This is a genomic window from Enterobacter sp. MGH 16 (genome assembly GCF_000493175.1).
In the GTDB taxonomy this organism is placed as follows: domain Bacteria; phylum Pseudomonadota; class Gammaproteobacteria; order Enterobacterales; family Enterobacteriaceae; genus Enterobacter; species Enterobacter roggenkampii.
On record NZ_KI535695.1, the window covers coordinates 3766218 to 3787136 of the forward strand.

Genomic DNA, 20919 nt, shown 5'->3' on the forward strand with positions numbered 1-20919 from the left:
GGTAAGGCGTAGCCGCCACCCGGCACACTGGCTACTTCACGTCAAACCGATCCAGATCCATGACCTTCGCCCAGGCGGCAACGAAGTCGCGGACAAACTTCTCATGCGCATCATCGCTGGCGTAAACCTCGGCCAGCGCGCGCAGGACGGCGTTAGAGCCGAAGACCAGATCGGCGCGGGTGGCGGTATATTTCACTTCACCGCTGGTGCGATCGCTTCCGGCAAACAGCTCATTGGACTCATCGGTCGCCTTCCACTGCGTGTTCATATCCAGCAGGTTCACGAAGAAATCAGTGCTCAGCACGCCCTCACGGTTGGTGAACACGCCGTTCTTGCTGCCATCAAAGTTGGCACCCAGTACGCGCAGGCCGCCGATCAGCACCGTCAGTTCTGGCGCAGTCAGCGTCAGCTGTTGGGCTTTATCAATCAGCAGAGACTCCGTGGTGGACACATCCACCTGCGCACGGTAGTTGCGGAAACCATCGGCAATCGGTTCGAGCAGGTTAAACATCTCGATATCCGTCTGATCCTGACGCGCATCAACGCGGCCCGGCGTGAACGGTACGGTGACATACACACCTGCCGCTTTTGCGGCCTGCTCAACGCCTACCACGCCCGCCAGCACGATGATATCGGCCAGAGAGGCTTTGTTGGTGGTGCGCTGGATAGCTTCCAGGGCTGGCAGCGCGCGAACCGCCGCAGCGTTCACGTCCCAGTCACGCTGAGGCGCCAGCGCCAGACGCGCGCCGTTGCCACCGCCACGCTTATCGCCACCGCGGAAGGTCGAGGCTGACGCCCAGGCAACGGAAACCAGTTCGCTCACGGAGAGACCAGAGGCAGCAATTTCCGCCTTCAGGCTTTCAATGTCTTCTTTCGTCGGATTGAACACCGCCTGCGGCAGCGGGTCCTGCCAAATCAGATCTTCTTTCGGCACTTCCGGGCCAAGGTAACGCGATTTTGGCCCCATATCACGGTGGGTCAGCTTGAACCAGGCACGCGCGAAGGCTTCGTTGAAGGCCTGCGGATCGTTCAAGAAGCGGCGGGAAATCTTTTCGAATTCCGGGTCGAAGCGCAGCGTCAGGTCGGTGACCAGCATGGTAGGCTTGCGTTTTTTCGACGGGTCGAACGGATCGGGCATGATTTCCGGCGCATCCACGGCTTCAAACTGAATCGCCCCTGCCGGGCTGCGGGTCTGTACCCATTCGTATTTGAACAGGTTCTCGAAGAAGTAGTTGCTCCACTGGGTCGGGGTTTGTGACCAGATGACCTCCAGCCCGGAGGTAATGGCATCAGCGCCAACCCCCGTGCCGTGCGTGCTGGCCCAGCCCAGGCCCTGTGCTTCAATCGGTGAGGCTTCGGGGTCGGTACCCACGTGGGTGGCTTCACCCGCGCCGTGAGTCTTGCCGAGGGTGTGGCCGCCTGCAATCAGCGCGACGGTCTCTTCATCGTTCATGCCCATGTTGCCGAAGGTCGCACGAATCGCTGCCGCCGCTGACAGCGGTTCACCGCTGGCGTTCGGCCCTTCCGGGTTCACGTAGATCAGGCCCATTTCGGTGGCTGCCAGAGGACGCTTAGCCAGCGCTTCCGGGTCACGGTGGGTCAGCCAGGCTTTTTCATCACCCCAGTTCACGTCCAGATCCGGTTCCCAGACGTCTTCACGCCCGGCACCAAAACCAAAGGTACGGAAGCCGGAGTTCTCCAGCGCCACGTTACCCGCGAGGATAAACAGGTCGGCCCAGGAGATTTTTTGTCCGTATTTTTTCTTGATAGGCCACAGCAGACGGCGCGCTTTATCCAGGCTTACGTTATCCGGCCAGGAGTTCAGTGGCGCAAAGCGCTGTTGACCGCGTCCTGCCCCACCGCGCCCGTCCACGGAGCGATAGGTACCCGCACCGTGCCACGCCATACGGATAAACAGGCCCGCATAGCTGCCCCAGTCGGCAGGCCACCACGGTTGAGAGTCGGTTAAAAGTGCTTTGAGGTCGCCTTTAAGGGCAGAGTAATCAAGCTTGCTGAATTCTTTGCGGTAGTCGAAGTCTTCACCCAGCGGGTTCGAACGATTGGAATGTTGGTTAAGAAGATCGATGCGGAGTTGTTTTGGCCACCAGTCGCGGCTGCCTGTACCTGCGCCCGCGCTGTGATCGACGCCGCCCTGATGGAACGGGCATTTGCCGACTGATGCCGCTTTATTGGTCTCGTCTGACGTGCTCATCGCTATGCTCCCTTTTACAGTGTTACCGTTACGATATACACCACTAGCAATAAGTTATAGTTGAATTAATCCACAGATTCGATAGCTGATACCTTTTAACTTTTTACCCTGTTAAAAAGCCCTCTATTTAAGAGGGCTTTTGGTGTTTTACGCGGGGCGAACGCCCAGAGTATGGCAGATGGCATAGCTCATCTCCGCGCGGTTTAGCGTGTAGAAGTGGAAGTCTTTCACCCCTTCACGGCTTAAGATTTTCACCATGTCCATGGCGATATTGGCCCCCACCAGCTTGCGGGTTTCCGGGTCATCATCCAGACCTTCGTACATTTTGGACATCCACAGCGGAATGCGCACGTTGGTCATATCGGCGAATTTCTTCGCCTGTTTGAAGTTAGAGACCGGCAGAATGCCCGGGATAATTTCAACGTCGATGCCCGCGGAGACGCAGCGGTCACGGAAGCGCAGGTAGCTTTCGACATCAAAGAAGAACTGGGTAATGGCGCGGTTGGCACCGGCCTCCACTTTACGCTTGAGGTTAAGCAGATCCGCCTGGGCGCTTTTCGCTTCCGGGTGAACTTCAGGGTAAGCAGCCACGGAGATATCGAAATCTGCCACCTCTTTCAGCAGCCCAACCAGGTCGGCCGCATACATCTCTGGCTTGCCGCTGCCGGGCGGGAGGTCGCCGCGCAGTGCGACAATATGACGGATGCCGTTATTCCAGTAGTCCTGGGCGATGGCACGCAGCTCGTCGCGGGTAGCGTCGATACAGGTGAGGTGCGGCGCCGCTTCCAGACCGGTACGATCTTTGATGCCTTTAATGATGCTGTGTGTACGGTCACGCTCGCCAGAGTTCGCACCGTAGGTCACGGAGACAAACTTTGGTTTCAGGCTGCTGAGACGATCGATAGAGCTCCACAGGGTTTGCTCCATTTCACTGGTGCGCGGCGGGAAAAATTCAAAAGAGACGTTAATCTGGCCGTTTACTTCGGCCAGGCTCTGGTTCAGTGCTTCCCGCTGGTTGGCGTGAAAAAAGCTCATACCCTACCCCTATCAATCGCGTGTCATTGTCTGTTGTGTTGTGAACTTCTATACGTTTAGACGTCCAGATGTAAAAATGACGGAAAAGCGGAGGGACGTCAATAGAAATAATCAACAATAACGGTGAGGTTTGCTCAGGGAATGTGAGGGAAATTCATGATGGGGGTGAGTGCATCAGACTGCACTCACCCTAACCCTCTCCCACAGGGAGAGGGAAATTGAGTTTTTACAGCAGCTTAGCCAGACGGTTGATGTCGGACTGGATCGCCCCTGCGGTGACGTCGCGCCCGGCGCCCGGGCCGCGGATCACCAGCGGGTTATCGCGGTACCAGCGGCTTTCGATGGCGAAGACGTTATCGCACGGCAGCAGCGCCGCCAGCGGATGTTCAGGACGCACCGCCTCGACACCGACGCGCGCTTTTCCGTTGGCCTCAAAACGTGCCACGTAGCGCAGCACCAGCCCCATCTCGTTCGCCGCTTCCAGACGCTGCACCATCTGCTCGTTAAGCTCTTCACCATTTTCAAAGAAATGATCCACAGAACCCTCTTCACAGCCGGCAGGCACCAGCGACTCGACGCGGACGGAATCCGGCTCGATGTCATAACCGGCTTCGCGCGCCAGGATCACCAGCTTACGCATCACGTCTTTACCGGAGAGGTCAACGCGCGGATCGGGTTCCGTTAAGCCCTGCTGCCACGCCTGATCCACCAGGTCAGTGAACGGCACGGTGCCGTCAAACTGCAGGAACAGCCAGGAGAGCGTACCGGAGAAGATACCGCTCAGCGCCAGAATGCTGTCACCGCTTTCAATCAGGTCGCGCACGGTGTGGTTTACCGGCAGGCCCGCGCCCACGGTGGCGTTATACAGCCAGTGACGGCCGGTTTTTTCAAACGCGTCGTGGATCTGGCGGTATTTATCGGTGCTGCTTGCCCCCGCCAGTTTGTTCGCACTGATGACGTGGAAACCGTGGCTGGCGAAATCAAGATACTGATCGGCAAGCTGTTCGCTGGCGGTCACGTCCAGCACCACCAGATCGTCGTACGGGTGCGCGCGCATCCACAGGAACAGCGACTCTTCATCCTGCTCAACGGCTTCATCATTAAAGAAGGCAAGCGCGCGGCTGGCATCCAGCCCTTCGTAGTTCAGCAGGCTGCGGCGACTGTCCACCACGCCTGCGAGAATAAATTCAAACCCGGTACGCGCCGAGAGCGTGACCTGTTCGCGGGCGAACAGCTCCAGCCAGCGGGAACCGATGTTGCCTTTACCAAACAGCACCAGGCCGATGCGTTTTTCCGCGCGGAACAGAGAGGTATGCAGACCCTGAATCAGGCTTTCGGTTGGCCCTTTGCGCAGAACGGCAACCAGGCTGATGCCCTCTTCCGACTGCCAGGTGAACTCTACCGGCTGGCCTTTCAGCTGCTGCCAGAAGCGGTGGCAGTGCAGCGGGTTACGGGTGACGCCCGCGCCCACCATCGCCACCAGCGCCAGCCCCTGACGCAGGCGAAGTTCGCCCGGCAGGCCTGCTTCATCCAGAATTTTCAGCGCGCTGTCCGCCACTTCTGCGGTATAGCAGAACTGCAGCAGCTGGCGGTCATTATGAACACCCACGGCCAGCGGACGCACCTGGGCGCGTTTCAGGATCGTGTCGATCTCTTTATATGCCAGCCTGAAGTCCTGGCCCGCAGGAACCTGGAACTCAATCAGGCAGATGTCGTCGTGGCTCGTAACAATACGCGCCCCGGTACCAGAGGCCAGCACGCGCTCAATGCGCGTGGAGCCTTGATCCGGGGTGTAGCTGCAGCGCAGCTGCAGGTCAATATCGCTACCGGAAACCGGCTGCAGCGTACGGGCGTGCAGCACCGGTGCCGCCAGACGCGCCAGCTCGCTGGCTTCATCCAGGCGCAGCAGCGGCAGCAGGCAGGCATCTTTTACTTTGCGCGGGTCCGCGCTATAAACACCGGCCACGTCGCTCCAGATGGTGACGCGGGACACGCCCGCCAGAGCACCGATTTGCGTCGCCGAGTAGTCGGAGCCGTTACGGCCCAGCAGCACGGTTTCACCCGCGTTGCTGCGGCTGATAAAGCCGGTAACCACAATGCGTTTGCCCGGGTGCTGCACCAGCAGCTGTTGCAGCAGCGGGTAGGATAACCCTTCATCCACCTGCGGCTGCGCGGCGCGTTCGGCACGCAGGAAATCACGCGCGTCAAGCCAGGCGGCGTCCACACCCAGGTGTTGCAGAACCGCAGCCATCAGGCGCGCGGACCATACTTCACCGTGGCCCACCACTTCGGCATACACCGCATCGGTAATGCCGCTGTCCAGCAGGGCAGCCAGACGCTCAAGATCGTGCGTGAAGGCGCTGATCAGCCCGTCCGCCACGTCCGCAGGCAGCAGGCCGGCAATCAATTCGCTCTGATAGCGACGTAATGACTGTTGCACCTGATGCGCAGAAAGGCGATCGGTCTGGCTCAGTTTCAGCCAGCTAATCAACTGGTTGGTGGTGCTGCCCGCCGCCGAGACAACCATCATGTCACCCGGCTGTGAATATTCCGTCATGATCCCTGCGACACGCAGGTAACATTTCACATCAGCAAGACTACTACCACCAAACTTGTGCAGCTGACGACCCTTCGCCCCTGCCTGCGCTATCACACTCATGATTACCCCTTGGCTGCGACCCGGAAGCCATTTTCCAGATCGGCAATTAAATCTTCAGAATCTTCGATACCGGTTGAGATCCGCAGCAACGTCTCAGAAATCCCGGCGGCGGCACGTGCTTCGGGTGCCATACCTGCGTGCGTCATGGTCGCGGCGTGGGAGATCAAGCTTTCAACCCCACCTAAGGATTCCGCCAGCGTAAACAATGACAGCCCGCTCAGGAAGCGACGCAGCGTTTGCTCGTCACCGTCCAGTTCAAAACTTAACATCGCGCCAAACCCTTTCTGCTGGCGCGCGGCAATCTCGTGCCCCTGGTTTTCCGGCAGCGACGGGTGATACAGCTTCTTCACCAGCGGCTGTGTTTTCAGGAAGTCGACAATCGCCTGAGCATTACGCTGCGCCACGTCCATACGCGGCGACAGCGTACGGATGCCGCGCAACAGCAGGTAGCTGTCGAAGGCGCCTGCGGTGACGCCAATATTATTGGCCCACCATGCCAGTTCGGTGACAACGTCAGGATCTTTGGCAATCACCACGCCTGCTACCACGTCAGAATGGCCGTTCAGATATTTAGTGCATGAATGCAATACCAGATCGGCACCCAGTGCGAGTGGGTTCTGAAGGGCCGGACTGAGGAACGTATTATCCACTACACTTATCGCTCCCGCATCCCTTGCGAGCTGACAAATTTTCGCAATATCGACAACGCGCAACAATGGATTGCTTGGACTTTCTACCAGAACCAGCTTCGGTTTCTCTGCCAGCGCCTGTTTCAGCGCCTGTTCATCGTTTTGATCGACAAACAGCACGCGATAGCAGCCGCGTTTTGCCAGGCTATCAAACAGGCGATAGCTGCCGCCGTAGCAATCGTGCGGCGCAACCAGCAGGTCGCCGGGTTTAAGGAACACCGTGGTCACCAGGTGAATGGCGGACATCCCCGTGTTGGTTAATACGGCGCCTGCGCCCCCTTCCAGCTCGGCCAGCGCGCGCTGGGTTACATCACGCGTAGGGTTGCCACGACGCGAGTAGTCATGCGCACGGGGTTCATTAAATCCGGTGAAATTGTAGGTACTGGAAAGATGAATGGGCGGGACAACGCAGCCGTACTGCTCGTCATCATTTAATCCGCTACGCACTGCGATAGTGGCCTGTTTACGCGTCATGGTGAGGGCTTCCTGGCGAATGAGGTGAAAAGTCAGGCACCAGAGTAAACATTGAAAGTATGGACGTCAATACATCTGGACATCTAAACTTCTTTGCGTATAGATTGAGCAATGCGCAAATAGCCGTTAAAATTATATGCTTTAGTGCACGCTGCAGCGGCAATATCCGTGCCACGGTATCGTCTCTACGGTAAACTAGGCAAGATTGCGGTTCAAAACGGGTGGTTACTGGTTTTGCACCTTTAGATAAATGACTGAGAGGATTAAAGGTATCTCATGGCTGAATGGAGCGGCGAATATATCAGCCCATACGCTGAGCACGGTAAGAAGAGTGAGCAAGTAAAGAAAATTACGGTTTCCATTCCTCTGAAGGTGTTGAAGATCCTCACCGATGAACGTACGCGTCGTCAGGTGAACAACCTGCGCCACGCAACCAACAGCGAACTGCTGTGCGAAGCGTTTCTGCATGCGTTTACCGGTCAACCGTTGCCGAACGATGACGATCTGCGCAAAGAGCGTAGTGATGAAATCCCGGAAGAGGCGAAGGTGATCATGCGTGAACTGGGGATTGACCCGGAGACGTGGGAATACTGAGAAGCGGATACAAAAAAGGCACCTTGCGGTGCCTTTTTTTCGGGAAACTTATTTAGCGCCCGGGATGCTGAAACGCTTGTTGAAGCGGTCAACACGGCCACCGGTTGCAACATCACGCTGCTTACCAGTGTAGAACGGGTGGCATTTGCCGCACACGTCCAGGTTCAGATCGTGACCCACGGTAGAGCGGATCTGGATAGAGTTACCGCAAGAACAGTTTGCAGTAATCATTTCGTATTTCGGATGAATATCTTTTTTCATGGGAGAACCTCAGTTAAGGCCGCGTCGCTCTTCCAGCCCTAACGCCAGACACCACGCGATGTTGATTGTAAGTTCTTTGGCGTAAAGTACACCAAAGGCGGCGAATCATACAGAATTTGACCAACGTATGCAAACTGATCCGCACGCCGCTTTTACTAATGTGTATACTAACGCGCCACTTTTCAAGTCAGGAAGATTCGATGCCCGTCGCTCACGTTGCCCTGCCCGTTCCGCTTCCCCGCACCTTTGACTATCTGCTGCCCGACAGCATGAGCGCCAAAGCGGGCTGTCGCGTGACCGTGCCGTTTGGCAAACAGCAGCGCGTGGGGATCGTCGTCTCCGTCAGCGATAAGAGCGAACTGCCGCTTAACGAACTGAAATCGGTCGTTGAGGTGCTGGACAGCGAGCCCGTCTACTCCACCAGCACCTGGCGACTGCTGCTGTGGGCGGCGGATTATTATCATCACCCCATCGGCGACGTCCTGTTCCACGCCCTGCCAATTATGCTGCGTCAGGGCAAGAGCGCCAGCCATGCGCCGATGTGGTACTGGTTTGCCACGGAGGAAGGCCAGGCCGTCGACATCAACAGCCTGAAGCGCTCGCAGAAACAGCAGCAGGCGCTGGCGGCGCTGCGTCAGGGAAAAATCTGGCGGCATCAGGTCGACGAGCTTGAGGTCAGCGAAACGGCGCTACAGGCATTAAGAAAGAAAGGGCTGAGCGACCTGGCAAGCGAGGCGCCTGCCCTTTACGACTGGCGGGAAAATTTCTCCGTTTCAGGGGATCGCCTGCGTCTGAATACTGAGCAGGCCACCGCGGTAGGCGCGATTCATAGCGCCTCCGATCGTTTCTCTGCCTGGCTGCTGGCTGGGGTCACCGGTTCCGGCAAGACCGAAGTTTACCTGAGCGTGCTGGAAAACGTGCTCGCGCAGGGCAAACAGGCGCTGGTGATGGTGCCGGAAATTGGCCTGACGCCGCAAACCATCGCCCGATTCCGCGAGCGCTTTAACGCGCCGGTTGAGGTTCTGCACTCCGGCCTGAACGACAGCGAGCGCCTCAGCGCCTGGCTGAAAGCGAAAAACGGCGAAGCGGCGATTGTAATTGGCACCCGCTCGTCGCTGTTCACGCCGTTTAAAAATCTTGGCGTAATCGTGATCGACGAAGAGCACGACAGCTCCTATAAACAGCAGGAAGGCTGGCGCTATCACGCCCGCGATCTGGCCGTCTACCGCGCGCACAGCGAGCAAATTCCCATTGTTCTGGGATCCGCCACGCCTGCGCTCGAAACGCTGCACAACGTGCGCCAGCGTAAATACCACATGCTGCGCCTGACGCGTCGCGCGGGGAATGCCCGTCCGGCCATTCAGCACGTGCTGGATTTGAAAGGTCAGCAGGTCCAGGCGGGGCTAGCGCCCGCGCTTATCACCCGCATGCGCCAGCATTTGCAGGCGGGGAATCAGGTCATTCTGTTCCTCAACCGTCGCGGATTTGCACCTGCCCTGCTGTGCCACGACTGCGGATGGATTGCCGAGTGCCCGCGCTGCGATCACTACTACACCTTCCATCAGGCCCAGCGTCATCTGCGCTGCCACCACTGCGACAGCCAGCGTCCGGTGCCGCGCCAGTGCCCGTCGTGTGGCTCAACGCATATTGTGCCGGTCGGTCTGGGGACGGAACAGCTGGAGCAGGCGCTTGGGCCCTTTTTCCCGGACGTGCCGATTTCGCGTATCGACCGGGACACCACCAGCCGCAAAGGCGCACTCGAACAGCAGCTGGCGGAAGTGCATCGCGGTGGCGCGCGCATCCTGATTGGCACCCAGATGCTGGCCAAAGGCCACCACTTCCCGGACGTGACGCTGGTCGCCCTGCTGGACGTGGACGGCGCGCTGTTCTCGGCAGATTTTCGTTCAGCCGAGCGCTTCGCCCAGCTTTACACCCAGGTTGCAGGGCGTGCAGGACGCGCCGGTAAACAGGGCGAAGTGGTGCTGCAAACGCACCACCCGGAGCACCCGCTGCTGCAAACCCTGCTGCACAAAGGCTATGACGCCTTTGCCGAGCAGGCGCTGGCCGAACGCCAGACCATGCAGCTACCCCCGTGGACCAGCCACGTCATCATCCGCGCGGAAGATCATAACAACCAGCAGGCGCCACTTTTCCTGCAGCAGCTGAGAAACCTCCTGCAGGCCAGCCCGCTGGTGGATAGTCAGCTGTGGATTTTGGGCCCGGTGCCTGCCCTCGCGCCAAAACGCGGCGGCCGTTTCCGCTGGCAGATCTTGCTCCAGCACCCCTCGCGCATTCGTCTTCAGCAGATTGTTAGCGGCGCGCTGGTGCTGATTAACACCCTGCCCGAAGCGCGAAAAGTGAAGTGGGTGCTGGACGTCGACCCTATCGAAGGCTGAAGCTGGATCGAAAAATTTAACGCTCCTCACACTTTTTATGAAAATTCTGTAACCGATTCCATTAACTATCTGTAAAAATGGTGATGTCAGAAGTTCGGTGTTCAGGCGAGGAGAAGACGTTGAAGTCCAGGAAAGAGGTTGCGGCTGCGACCATGAAAGACGTTGCCCAGAAAGCACAGGTCTCTACGGCAACAGTATCCCGCGCATTAATGAACCCGGACAAAGTCTCCCAGGCGACCCGTAACCGGGTGGAGCAGGCTGCGCTTGAAGTGGGCTATTTTCCGCAGGCAATGGGACGTAACGTCAAACGCAACGAATCGCGCACCATCCTGGTGATTGTGCCGGACATCTGTGACCCTTTCTTTAGCGAGATTATCCGCGGTATTGAAGTCACCGCGGCGGAACAGGGGTACCTGGTGCTGATTGGCGACTGCGCCCATCAGAACCAGCAGGAAAAAACCTTCATCGACCTCATTATCACCAAGCAGATCGACGGCATGCTGCTGCTTGGCTCTCGCCTGCCGTTTGATGCCAGCATCGAAGAGCAGCGTAATTTACCGCCGATGGTCATGGCCAACGAGTTTGCGCCAGAGCTGGAGCTGCCGACGGTCCATATCGATAACCTTACCGCCGCGTTCAACGCCGTAAACTATCTCCAGGAGCTGGGGCATAAGCGTATTGGCTGCATCGCCGGACCGGAAGAGATGCCGCTGTGTCACTACCGTTTGCAGGGTTACGTTCAGGCGCTGCGACGTACCGGCGTGACCGTCGATCCGCACTACATTGCGCGCGGTGATTTTACCTTCGCAGCCGGTGGACAGGCGCTGGAGAAACTTCTGGACCTGCCTGAGCCGCCAACCGCCGTATTTTGCCACAGCGACGTGATGGCGCTGGGCGCATTATCGTATGCCAAACGCCGCGGCCTTCGCATACCGAAAGATTTATCCATCATCGGTTTTGATAATATTTCGCTTTCGGAATTTTGCGATCCGCCGCTCTCAACGGTCGCTCAGCCGCGCTACCAAATCGGCCGCGAAGCGATGCTGCTTCTGCTGGATCAGCTTCACGGTCAAACAGTTAGCAGCGGTTCACGGTTGCTGGACTGCGAACTGATCGTCCGCGGCACGACCCAGGCATTGACTTAAAGTAAACGTCTTTCGGATACCCTTATCTGGTCAAAGCCCCGCCGCTTAAGTAACATGGCGGACTGACGAACGAATAAATACAGCGAAACGATAGTGGCACAACGAGATTATGTACGTCGCGGCCAGCCGGCACCTTCGCGACGCAAAAAGAGTAGCTCAAGAAAAAAGCAACGTAACCTGCCTGCTGTCTCGCCAGCAATGGTCGCTATTGCTGCGGCTGTAGTCGTCGCCTTTATTGGTGGCCTGTACTTTATCACGCACCATAAAAAAGAAGAGTCCGAGGCGCTTCAGGCCAGTAAAGTCGCCGGAAATGGCCTCCCTCCGAAGCCTGAAGAGCGCTGGCGCTATATCAAAGAGCTGGAAAGCCGTCAGCCTGGGGTACGTGCGCCAACGGAACCTTCTGCGGGTGGTGAAGTGCAGAATGCGAATCAGCTGACGGATGAACAGCGTCAGCTGCTGGCACAAATGCAGGCCGATATGCGCCAGCAGCCTACGCAGCTGAACGAAGTGCCGTGGAATGAGCAGACGCCGGAACAGCGTCAGCAAACGCTGCAGCGTCGCCAGGCACAACAGCAGATTCAGCAGCAACAGCAGTGGGCGCAAACTCAGCCGGTACAGCAGCCTAAGGCACAGCCGCGGGTCACGGAACAGCCGTATCAGCAGCCGACGCGTACGGTGCAGTCTCAGCCTGTCCAGCAGCAGCCTAAAACGCAGCCGCAGAAGCAGGCGGCTCAGCCGTATCAGGATCTGCTCCAGACGCCAGCGCATACCACCGCCCAGCAGCCGAAAACGCAGCAGGCCGCGCCGGTAACGAAAGAGACCGAAGCGCCGAAGCAGACGGCGGAGAAAAAAGACGAACGTCGCTGGATGGTACAGTGCGGTTCGTTCAAAGGTGCGGAGCAGGCGGAAACGGTGCGCGCGCAGCTGGCCTTTGAAGGGTTTGATTCGCGTATTACCACCAATAACGGCTGGAATCGCGTGGTGATTGGTCCGGTCAAAGGCAAAGAAAATGCCGATGGCACCCTTTCTCGTTTGAAAATCGCCGGTCACACAAACTGCATTCGACTCGCCTCCGGGGGTTGAAACCCCCAAAATCCCCCCCATCTATCATTTAATTCAGCCCTGGGCACAGGCTCAGGGCTTCTGTTTCCCGATTCTGTAACCAGGGGGTCTGCTCGTGACAACAATAGTAAGTGTACGCCGTAACGGCCATGTGGTAATCGCCGGTGATGGCCAGGCCACGCTGGGTAATACCGTCATGAAAGGCAACGTGAAGAAAGTGCGTCGTCTCTACAACGACAAAGTGATCGCCGGCTTTGCAGGCGGCACGGCGGATGCCTTCACGCTGTTTGAACTGTTTGAACGTAAACTGGAAATGCACCAGGGTCATCTGGTGAAAGCCGCCGTTGAGCTGGCGAAAGACTGGCGTACCGACCGCATGCTGCGCAAGCTCGAAGCGCTGCTGGCGGTCGCCGATGAGACCGCATCGCTGATCATCACCGGTAACGGTGACGTGATTCAGCCGGAAAATGACCTGATTGCCATCGGCTCTGGCGGCCCTTATGCCCAGGCTGCTGCCCGCGCACTGTTGGAAAATACCGACATGAACGCGCGTGATATCGCGGTGAAGGCGTTGGATATTGCAGGTGATATCTGCATCTATACCAACCACAACCACACCATCGAAGAATTGACCTCCAAAGCGTAAGGATCTCCCATGTCTGAAATGACCCCACGCGAAATTGTCAGCGAACTGAACAAACACATCATCGGCCAGGATAACGCCAAGCGCTCCGTGGCTATCGCCCTGCGTAACCGCTGGCGTCGTATGCAGCTTGACGAAGAGCTGCGCCACGAAGTTACGCCGAAAAACATTCTGATGATCGGCCCGACCGGCGTCGGTAAAACCGAAATCGCCCGTCGTCTGGCGAAGCTGGCCAACGCACCGTTCATCAAAGTTGAAGCCACCAAGTTCACCGAAGTGGGCTATGTGGGTAAAGAAGTGGACTCCATCATCCGCGATCTGACCGACTCGGCGATCAAAATGGTGCGCGTCCAGGCCATTGAGAAAAACCGCTACCGTGCGGAAGAGATGGCCGAAGAGCGCATTCTCGACGTGCTGATCCCACCGGCAAAAAACAACTGGGGTCAGGCTGAACAGCAGGCGGAACCGTCCGCTGCGCGTCAGGCGTTCCGCAAAAAGCTGCGTGAAGGCCAGCTGGATGATAAAGAGATTGAGATCGATCTCGCTGCCGCGCCAATGGGTGTGGAAATCATGGCACCTCCGGGCATGGAAGAGATGACCAGCCAGCTGCAGTCCATGTTCCAGAACCTGGGCGGTCAGAAGCAAAAAACGCGTAAGCTGAAAATCAAAGACGCGATGAAGCTGCTGATTGAAGAAGAAGCGGCGAAGCTGGTGAATCCGGAAGAGCTGAAGCAGGACGCTATCGACGCGGTTGAGCAGCACGGTATCGTGTTTATCGACGAAATCGACAAAATTTGTAAGCGCGGCGGCAACAGCTCCGGCCCGGATGTATCCCGCGAAGGCGTTCAGCGCGACCTGCTGCCGCTGGTAGAAGGCTGCACCGTCTCAACCAAGCACGGCATGGTGAAAACGGACCACATCCTGTTTATCGCATCAGGTGCCTTCCAGGTTGCCAGCCCGTCGGATCTGATCCCGGAACTGCAGGGCCGTCTGCCTATCCGCGTTGAGCTGCAGGCGCTGACTACCGAAGACTTCGAACGTATCCTGACCGAGCCAAACGCCTCTGCAACCGTTCAGTACAAAGCGCTGATGGCAACCGAAGGCGTGAACCTCGAGTTCACCGAAGACGGTATCAAACGTATTGCCCAGGCTGCATGGCAGGTGAACGAAACCACCGAAAACATCGGTGCGCGTCGTCTGCATACCGTGCTGGAACGCCTGGTGGAAGATATCTCTTACGACGCGAGCGATCTGAACGGTCAAACCGTTACCATTGACGCAGAATATGTGAGTAAACATCTGGATGCGTTAGTGGCAGATGAAGATCTGAGCCGTTTTATCCTATAATCGCGGTTACTGGATTCTCATCACGATTAATGGGGGCTAATGCCCCCATTTTTATTGGCTAAATACTTATGACTGACATCAGCCGTACTCAGGCGTGGCTCGAAAGTCTGCGCCCTAAAACACTCCCTCTGGCCTTTGCCGCGATTATCGTCGGTACGGCGCTTGCCTGGTGGCAGGGTTATTTCGATCCGCTGGTTGCCGCGCTGGCATTGATTACCGCCGGCCTGCTGCAAATTCTCTCCAACCTCGCCAACGACTATGGCGACGCGGTGAAAGGCAGCGACAAACCTGACCGTATCGGGCCGCTGCGTGGGATGCAAAAAGGGGTGATTACCCAGGCGCAGATGAAGCGCGCGCTGATTATCACCGTGGTGCTGATCTGTTTATCGGGTCTGGCGCTGGTGACAGTGGCGTCTAAGACCCCCAGCGATTTTATTGGCTTCCTGGTGCTGGGTTTATTGGCCATTATCGCAGCCATCACCTACACCGTCGGCACGCGTCCTTACGGCTACATTGGGCTCGGGGATATCTCCGTACTGGTGTTCTTCGGCTGGCTGAGCGTGATGGGAAGCTGGTACTTACAGGCGCATACGGTGATCCCTGCGCTGTTCCTGCCTGCGACCGCCTGCGGTCTGCTGGCGACCGCGGTGCTCAACATCAACAACCTGCGCGACATCGACAGCGACCGGGAGAACGGCAAAAACACCCTGGCGGTCCGTCTGGGGCCGGTGAATGCGCGTCGCTACCATGCCTGCCTGCTGATGGGTGCTCTGGTCTGCCTGGCGCTGTTTAACCTGATTTCCCTGCACAGTCTGTGGGGCTGGCTGTTTGTGCTTGCCGCGCCGCTGCTGATTAAGCAGGCCCGTTTTGTGATGCGTGAACGCAGCCCGGCCGCCATGCCGCCGATGCTGGAGCGCACGGTAAAAGGCGCGCTGCTGACTAACCTGTTGTTCGTCATCGGGATTGTCTTAAGCCAGACGCTCAGTTAGCTGACAAATATCAATTAACAATTGATGATTTTGCCAACAACGCATTTCGCACGATATACTGAACACATTCGCAGCAACTGAGCGTTAAACCTATGAAATACGATACCTCCGAGCTTTGTGACATCTACCAGGAAGATGTCAACGTCGTTGAACCGCTGTTCTCCAACTTTGGTGGGCGGTCGTCGTTTGGCGGACAGATCGTCACGGTGAAATGTTTCGAGGATAACGGGTTGTTGTACGATCTGCTCGAACAGAACGGCCGTGGCCGCGTACTGGTGGTCGATGGCGGTGGTTCCGTACGCCGCGCATTGATTGATGCTGAGCTGGCCGGTATTGCCGCACAAAACGAGTGGGAAGGCATTGTGGTGTACGGTTCCGTGCGTCAGGTGGACGATCTGGAAGACCTGGATATCGGGATTCAGGCCATCGCGGCCATACCGGTAGGGGCGGCAGGTGACGGCATCGGCGAAAGCGACGTGCGCGTTAACTTCGGCGGCGTGACCTTCTTCTCCGGCGACCATCTCTACGCCGATAATACCGGCATTATCCTTTCCGAAGATCCCCTGGATATCGAGTAATAAAACCGTAAGCGTGGACCATAAAAAAACCGCCAACAGCAATGTGGCGGTTTTTTTGTCCCTCGGGATTCGCGGTCCGTTGGGAAGGCTTGCAACCTTTGACCAGGGTTTTTATCTTACCCTGATTCAAATCTCAGGTAATCCCCTCGACCCTTTATAAATTCCTAATTATCTATACAGACCTTAACTACGCTACTGTTGCTGACTATGATGCTGCGTCCCTTTCCGCCATCTCGCACATGGGCATCGGTCCAGGGAAAGGTGTCTTCACAACCGTAAAGCAACCCTTGATCAGGCTTGTGTCCACCGACTTATCACCGGTGGTGAACGGTGGAGCGGTTAGCTGCAGGGACCGCATAATGAAACGCTATTTATGTATCGCGTTCATTGTCGCCAGCGTACTCGTTGTAAAGAGTGATGAACCGAATGTGTTCGTTGCTTTTACTATGATAGCGCAGGACAAGTAGCGTTAAGGCCGCCTCTGGCGGCCTTTTTTATGGTGATCGCCGACTGACATCAAACCATAAAAAAAGCCGGGTGGCGGCTTCGCCTTACCCGGCCTACTCATTAATCCCAATGGGAATTAAACCTCTTCCATACGTCCCAGCAGCGCCTGCAGGCGATCCTGCCAGCCGTTCTGCTGTTCGCGCAGCTGGTTGTTTTCGCGCTCCAGTTCTTCGCGGCTGTGCTGCGCGTTCTGTACTTCCTGCGCCAGGCTGTTGTTCTTCTCTTTCAGCTCTTCAATTTCCATCTGCAGCAGGGTGATGGTGTCAATCGCCTGCTGTACTTTCGATTCCAGTTTCTCAAACACTTCTAAAGACATGATGCTACCTCTCCTGAATTGCAAGGCGACGCTTTAACTAAACGCGCACGACATATACCGTCGATTGTATGGAGCGCGGCGCTCTGTGTCCAGCGACACTCCGCGCAGATCGCGGTTTGCAACACTTTTAGGTCTGGTCCTGGTGCGTTCGCGTCATATACCCCTAAATTGTTAACTGATTCGTTAATGAAATGATTCAGCTCACATTCCTGTACTGATCCTGTACTGCTGCAAAAATGTGCTTTATGGCGCGAAAACGCTCATTTTATTGACACAGACCACACATTTCGATTTCGATATTTCTCGTTTTTGCTCGTTAACGATAAATTAACACTATGTCTACAGGGCATCGTGGCTGTCACGGGCGGCCATGCTAACAATAAACATCAATTTCTTCAGGATTCCGATTATGAGTCAGACATCAACCTTAAAAGGCCAGTGCATTGCCGAGTTCCTTGGTACCGGGTTGTTGATATTCTTCGGAGTGGGCTGTGTCGCTGCACTGAAAGTGGCGGGTGCCAGTTTTGGTCAGTGGGAAATCAGTATCATCTGGGGTCTGGGCGTGGCGATGGCCATCTACGTGACTGCAGGGGTGTCTGGTGCACATCTTAACCCGGCGGTGACTATCGCACTGTGGCTGTTCGCGTGCTTCGACGGACGCAAAGTAGTTCCTTTCATTCTTTCTCAGTTTGCCGGCGCGTTTTGCGCAGCGGCGTTAGTTTACGGGCTTTATTACAATCTTTTCATCGACTTCGAACAGACGCATCATATGGTGCGCGGCAGCGTCGAAAGTCTGGATCTGGCAGGCATCTTCTCAACCTATCCAAACCCGCATATCAATTTTGTGCAGGCGTTCGCAGTTGAAATGGTGATTACCGCTATTCTGATGGGCGTTATCCTGGCGCTGACCGACGACGGAAACGGCATTCCGCGCGGCCCGCTGGCCCCACTGCTGATTGGCCTGCTGATTGCGGTGATTGGTGCCTCCATGGGCCCGCTGACCGGCTTCGCGATGAACCCGGCGCGTGATATCGGACCTAAAGCGTTCGCCTTTATCGCAGGCTGGGGCGACGTCGCCTTCACCGGTGGCAAAGACATTCCTTACTTCCTGGTACCGCTGTTTGCGCCAGTTGTCGGGGCTGCGCTGGGTGCGTTCAGCTACCGCAAATTAATTGGTCGCCATTTACCGTGCGACACCTGTGTGGAAGAGGAGAAGGAAACGACTTCTACCGCACAACAAAAAGCTTCGCTGTAATCTGACTACGGGACACATACCATGACCGAAAAAAAATATATCGTTGCGCTCGACCAGGGCACTACCAGCTCCCGCGCTGTCGTAATGGATCATGACGCGAACATCGTCAGCGTGTCACAGCGCGAATTTGAGCAAATTTATCCTCGTCCAGGCTGGGTCGAACACGACCCAATGGAGATCTGGGCGTCACAAAGCTCCACGCTGGTCGAAGTGCTGGCAAAAGCCGATATCAGTTCCGACGAGATTGCCGCGATTGGTATCACTAACCAGCGTGAAACGACGATTGTCTGGGAACGTGAAACCGGTAAGCCTATTTACAACGCCATCGTCTGGCAGTGCCGCCGTACCTCTGAGATCTGCGAGCAGCTGAAGCGCGACGGCATGGAAGAGTACGTGCGCAGCGCCACCGGTCTGGTGGTTGACCCGTATTTCTCTGGCACCAAAGTGAAGTGGATCCTCGACCACGTGGAAGGTTCACGCGAACGTGCAAAACGCGGCGAGCTGCTGTTCGGCACCGTCGACACCTGGCTTATCTGGAAGATGACCCAGGGACGCGTCCACGTCACCGACTACACCAACGCCTCGCGTACCATGCTGTTCAACATCAACACCCTGGAGTGGGATGACAAGATGCTGGACGCGCTGGATATCCCACGCGCGATGCTGCCTGACGTGCGCAAGTCTTCTGAGGTTTACGGCCAGACCAACATCGGCGGTAAAGGCGGCACCCGTATTCCTATCGCCGGTATTGCCGGTGACCAGCAGGCGGCGCTGTTCGGCCAGCTGTGCGTCAAAGAAGGGATGGCGAAGAACACCTACGGCACCGGCTGCTTTATGCTGATGAACACCGGCGAGAAAGCGGTGAAATCAGAAAACGGCCTGCTGACCACCATCGCCTGCGGCCCGCGCGGCGAAGTGAACTATGCCCTGGAAGGTGCAGTGTTCATGGCCGGTGCGTCTATCCAGTGGCTGCGCGACGAGATGAAGCTGATCAGCGATGCGTTCGACTCCGAGTACTTCGCGACCAAAGTGAAAGACACCAACGGCGTGTACGTGGTGCCTGCATTCACCGGTCTGGGCGCGCCGTACTGGGATCCGTATGCACGCGGCGCAATTTTTGGCCTGACGCGTGGCGTTAACTCTAACCACATTATTCGCGCCACCCTGGAATCCATCGCCTACCAGACGCGCGACGTGCTGGAAGCGATGCAGGCGGACTCCGGCATTCGTCTGCACGCCCTGCGCGTGGACGGCGGTGCGGTCGCGAATAACTTCCTGATGCAGTTCCAGTCCGACATTCTGGGCACCCGCGTTGAGCGTCCTGAAGTGCGTGAAGTCACGGCGCTGGGCGCGGCATACCTTGCCGGTCTGGCGGTAGGCTTCTGGCAGAACCTGGACGAGCTGCAGGAAAAAGCGGTGATCGAACGCGAATTCCGCCCGGGCATCGAAACCACCGAGCGTAACTTCCGCTACAGCGGCTGGAAGAAAGCGGTGAAACGCGCCCTGGCGTGGGAAGAGCACGAAGAGTAATCATATATTCCCTCTCCCCCGGGGAGAGGGTCAGGGTGAGGGGCCCGGACCGCACCGGTCCCCTCGCCCCTCCCCACTCTGTGATAAACTTCGTGCAATTCCTTTTGATTGTACGAGTACCTCATGAAACGTGAACTTGCTATCGAGTTTTCCCGCGTCACCGAAGCGGCTGCCCTTGCAGGCTATAAGTGGCTGGGTCGTGGTGACAAAAATACCGCAGACGGCGCAGCCGTCCATGCCATGCGCATTGTGCTTAACCAGGTCAACATCGACGGCACCATCGTGATCGGCGAAGGTGAGATCGACGAAGCGCCAATGCTCTACATCGGTGAAAAAGTCGGTACCGGCAAAGGTGATGCCGTGGATATCGCCGTCGACCCGATCGAAGGCACGCGCATGACCGCAATGGGTCAGGCCAACGCCCTGGCGGTGCTGGCCGTGGGCGATAAGGGCTGCTTCCTTAACGCGCCGGATATGTACATGGAAAAGCTGATTGTCGGTCCTGGTGCGAAAGGCGCAATCGACCTCAGCCTGCCGCTGGAAGAGAACCTGCGTAACGTCGCCAGCGCGCTGAACAAACCGCTGAGCGAACTCACCGTCACCATTCTGGCCAAACCGCGCCACGACGCCACCATCGCGCAGATGCAAAAGCTCGGCGTGCGCGTGTTTGCCATTCCGGATGGTGACGTTGCCGCCTCGATCCTGACCTGCATGCCGGACAGCGAAGTAGACGTGCTGTACGGCATCGGCGGCGCGCCGGAAGGCGTAGTCTCTGCGGCAGTGATCCGCGCGCTGGACGGCGATATGCAGGCTCGTCTGCTGCCCCGCCACGAGGTGAAAGGCGACAGCGAAGAGAACCGCCGTATCGGGGAAAACGAGCTGGCACGCTGCGAAGCGATGGGCATCGAGGCCAACAAAGTGCTGGCGCTGCATGATATGACGCGCAGCGATAACGTGGTCTTCTCGGCGACAGGTATCACCAAAGGCGATCTGCTGGACGGCATCAGCCGCAAGGGCAATATGGCCACCACTGAAACGCTGCTGATCCGCGGAAAATCACGCACCATTCGCCGCATCCAGTCTATCCACTATCTCGACCGCAAAGACCCGGACGTACAGACGCACATTATGTAAAACCGTTTGATCGATAGAGCTTTCCGGCCCAAATGGGCTGGAAATCTCCCCGTTAAGTACGGAAGATAGAACAGAGAAACAGCACAGGAGAAG

Annotated in this window: 17 protein-coding genes; 11 read left to right on the forward strand and 6 right to left on the reverse strand. The window is 57.1% G+C overall.

Going from position 1 to position 20919, the window contains the following annotated elements; translation table 11 throughout:
- Positions 1-31 precede the first annotated feature (31 nt).
- The 4 genes from katG to metB all read right to left on the reverse strand — a co-directional run bounded on the left by katG (position 32) and on the right by metB (position 7069).
- Entirely contained in the window at positions 32-2212 is a 2181-nt protein-coding gene (gene katG / locus L362_RS05195; RefSeq protein ID WP_023345107.1) for a catalase/peroxidase HPI, read from the reverse strand.
- Between the two features lie 147 nt (positions 2213-2359).
- Positions 2360-3247, reverse strand: a complete 888-nt coding sequence (metF, locus tag L362_RS05190) for a methylenetetrahydrofolate reductase (RefSeq protein ID WP_008501796.1) — start codon at positions 3245-3247, stop codon at positions 2360-2362.
- A 226-nt stretch (positions 3248-3473) separates the two neighbouring features.
- Positions 3474-5906, reverse strand: coding sequence for a bifunctional aspartate kinase/homoserine dehydrogenase II (locus tag L362_RS05185; RefSeq protein WP_023293594.1), 2433 nt, complete (start codon positions 5904-5906; stop codon positions 3474-3476).
- A gap of 2 nt (positions 5907-5908) precedes the next feature.
- Positions 5909-7069, reverse strand: a complete 1161-nt coding sequence (gene metB, locus L362_RS05180) for a cystathionine gamma-synthase (protein ID WP_021242813.1) — start codon at positions 7067-7069, stop codon at positions 5909-5911.
- Between the two features lie 276 nt (positions 7070-7345).
- Here metB and metJ point away from each other — a divergent pair, with 276 nt between their 5' ends.
- Positions 7346-7663 carry a met regulon transcriptional regulator MetJ gene (metJ, locus tag L362_RS05175; protein ID WP_003862042.1) on the forward strand — a complete coding sequence of 106 codons (318 nt, stop codon included), beginning with the start codon at positions 7346-7348 and terminating at the stop codon, positions 7661-7663.
- 48 nt (positions 7664-7711) lie between these two features.
- Here the strand turns inward: metJ and rpmE are convergent, their stop codons facing one another.
- Entirely contained in the window at positions 7712-7924 is a 213-nt protein-coding gene (gene rpmE / locus L362_RS05170; protein WP_003862040.1) for a 50S ribosomal protein L31, read from the reverse strand.
- Between the two features lie 200 nt (positions 7925-8124).
- On the opposite strand from rpmE, the gene priA reads away from it, so the two are divergent.
- The 7 genes from priA (at position 8125) to rraA (ending at position 16084) form a co-directional block, all read left to right on the forward strand.
- Positions 8125-10320 carry a primosomal protein N' gene (gene priA, locus L362_RS05165; protein WP_023345108.1) on the forward strand — a complete coding sequence of 732 codons (2196 nt, stop codon included), beginning with the start codon at positions 8125-8127 and terminating at the stop codon, positions 10318-10320.
- A gap of 119 nt (positions 10321-10439) precedes the next feature.
- Positions 10440-11465 carry a DNA-binding transcriptional regulator CytR gene (gene cytR / locus L362_RS05160; RefSeq protein WP_023293597.1) on the forward strand — a complete coding sequence of 342 codons (1026 nt, stop codon included), beginning with the start codon at positions 10440-10442 and terminating at the stop codon, positions 11463-11465.
- 93 nt (positions 11466-11558) lie between these two features.
- Positions 11559-12548: a cell division protein FtsN gene (ftsN, locus tag L362_RS05155; RefSeq protein ID WP_032635441.1), complete on the forward strand. Its 990-nt coding sequence runs from the start codon at positions 11559-11561 to the stop codon at positions 12546-12548.
- Positions 12549-12642: 94 nt separating this feature from the next.
- Positions 12643-13173, forward strand: coding sequence for an ATP-dependent protease subunit HslV (hslV, locus tag L362_RS05150; protein WP_008501802.1), 531 nt, complete (start codon positions 12643-12645; stop codon positions 13171-13173).
- 9 nt (positions 13174-13182) lie between these two features.
- The gene (gene hslU, locus L362_RS05145; RefSeq protein WP_008501803.1) at positions 13183-14517 is read left to right on the forward strand and encodes an HslU--HslV peptidase ATPase subunit; all 1335 of its coding nucleotides are present in this window, start codon (positions 13183-13185) and stop codon (positions 14515-14517) included.
- A 68-nt stretch (positions 14518-14585) separates the two neighbouring features.
- A complete protein-coding gene (gene menA / locus L362_RS05140; protein ID WP_008501804.1) occupies positions 14586-15506 on the forward strand; it encodes a 1,4-dihydroxy-2-naphthoate polyprenyltransferase in 921 nt (306 codons plus the stop codon).
- Positions 15507-15598: 92 nt separating this feature from the next.
- Positions 15599-16084: a ribonuclease E activity regulator RraA gene (gene rraA, locus L362_RS05135; RefSeq protein ID WP_008501805.1), complete on the forward strand. Its 486-nt coding sequence runs from the start codon at positions 15599-15601 to the stop codon at positions 16082-16084.
- A 583-nt stretch (positions 16085-16667) separates the two neighbouring features.
- Here the strand turns inward: rraA and zapB are convergent.
- Positions 16668-16907, reverse strand: a complete 240-nt coding sequence (gene zapB, locus L362_RS05130; RefSeq protein WP_008501806.1) for a septal ring assembly protein ZapB — start codon at positions 16905-16907, stop codon at positions 16668-16670.
- Positions 16908-17316: 409 nt separating this feature from the next.
- Between zapB and L362_RS05125 the strand changes: the two genes are divergently transcribed.
- The 3 genes from L362_RS05125 (at position 17317) to glpX (ending at position 20826) form a co-directional block, all read left to right on the forward strand.
- Positions 17317-18162: an MIP/aquaporin family protein gene (locus L362_RS05125; protein WP_023345109.1), complete on the forward strand. Its 846-nt coding sequence runs from the start codon at positions 17317-17319 to the stop codon at positions 18160-18162.
- 21 nt (positions 18163-18183) lie between these two features.
- Positions 18184-19692 (forward strand): glycerol kinase GlpK, encoded by a 1509-nt coding sequence (gene glpK, locus L362_RS05120; protein ID WP_008501808.1) that lies wholly within the window; start codon positions 18184-18186, stop codon positions 19690-19692.
- Between the two features lie 123 nt (positions 19693-19815).
- Positions 19816-20826, forward strand: coding sequence for a class II fructose-bisphosphatase (gene glpX, locus L362_RS05115; RefSeq protein WP_023345110.1), 1011 nt, complete (start codon positions 19816-19818; stop codon positions 20824-20826).
- Positions 20827-20919 lie beyond the last annotated feature (93 nt).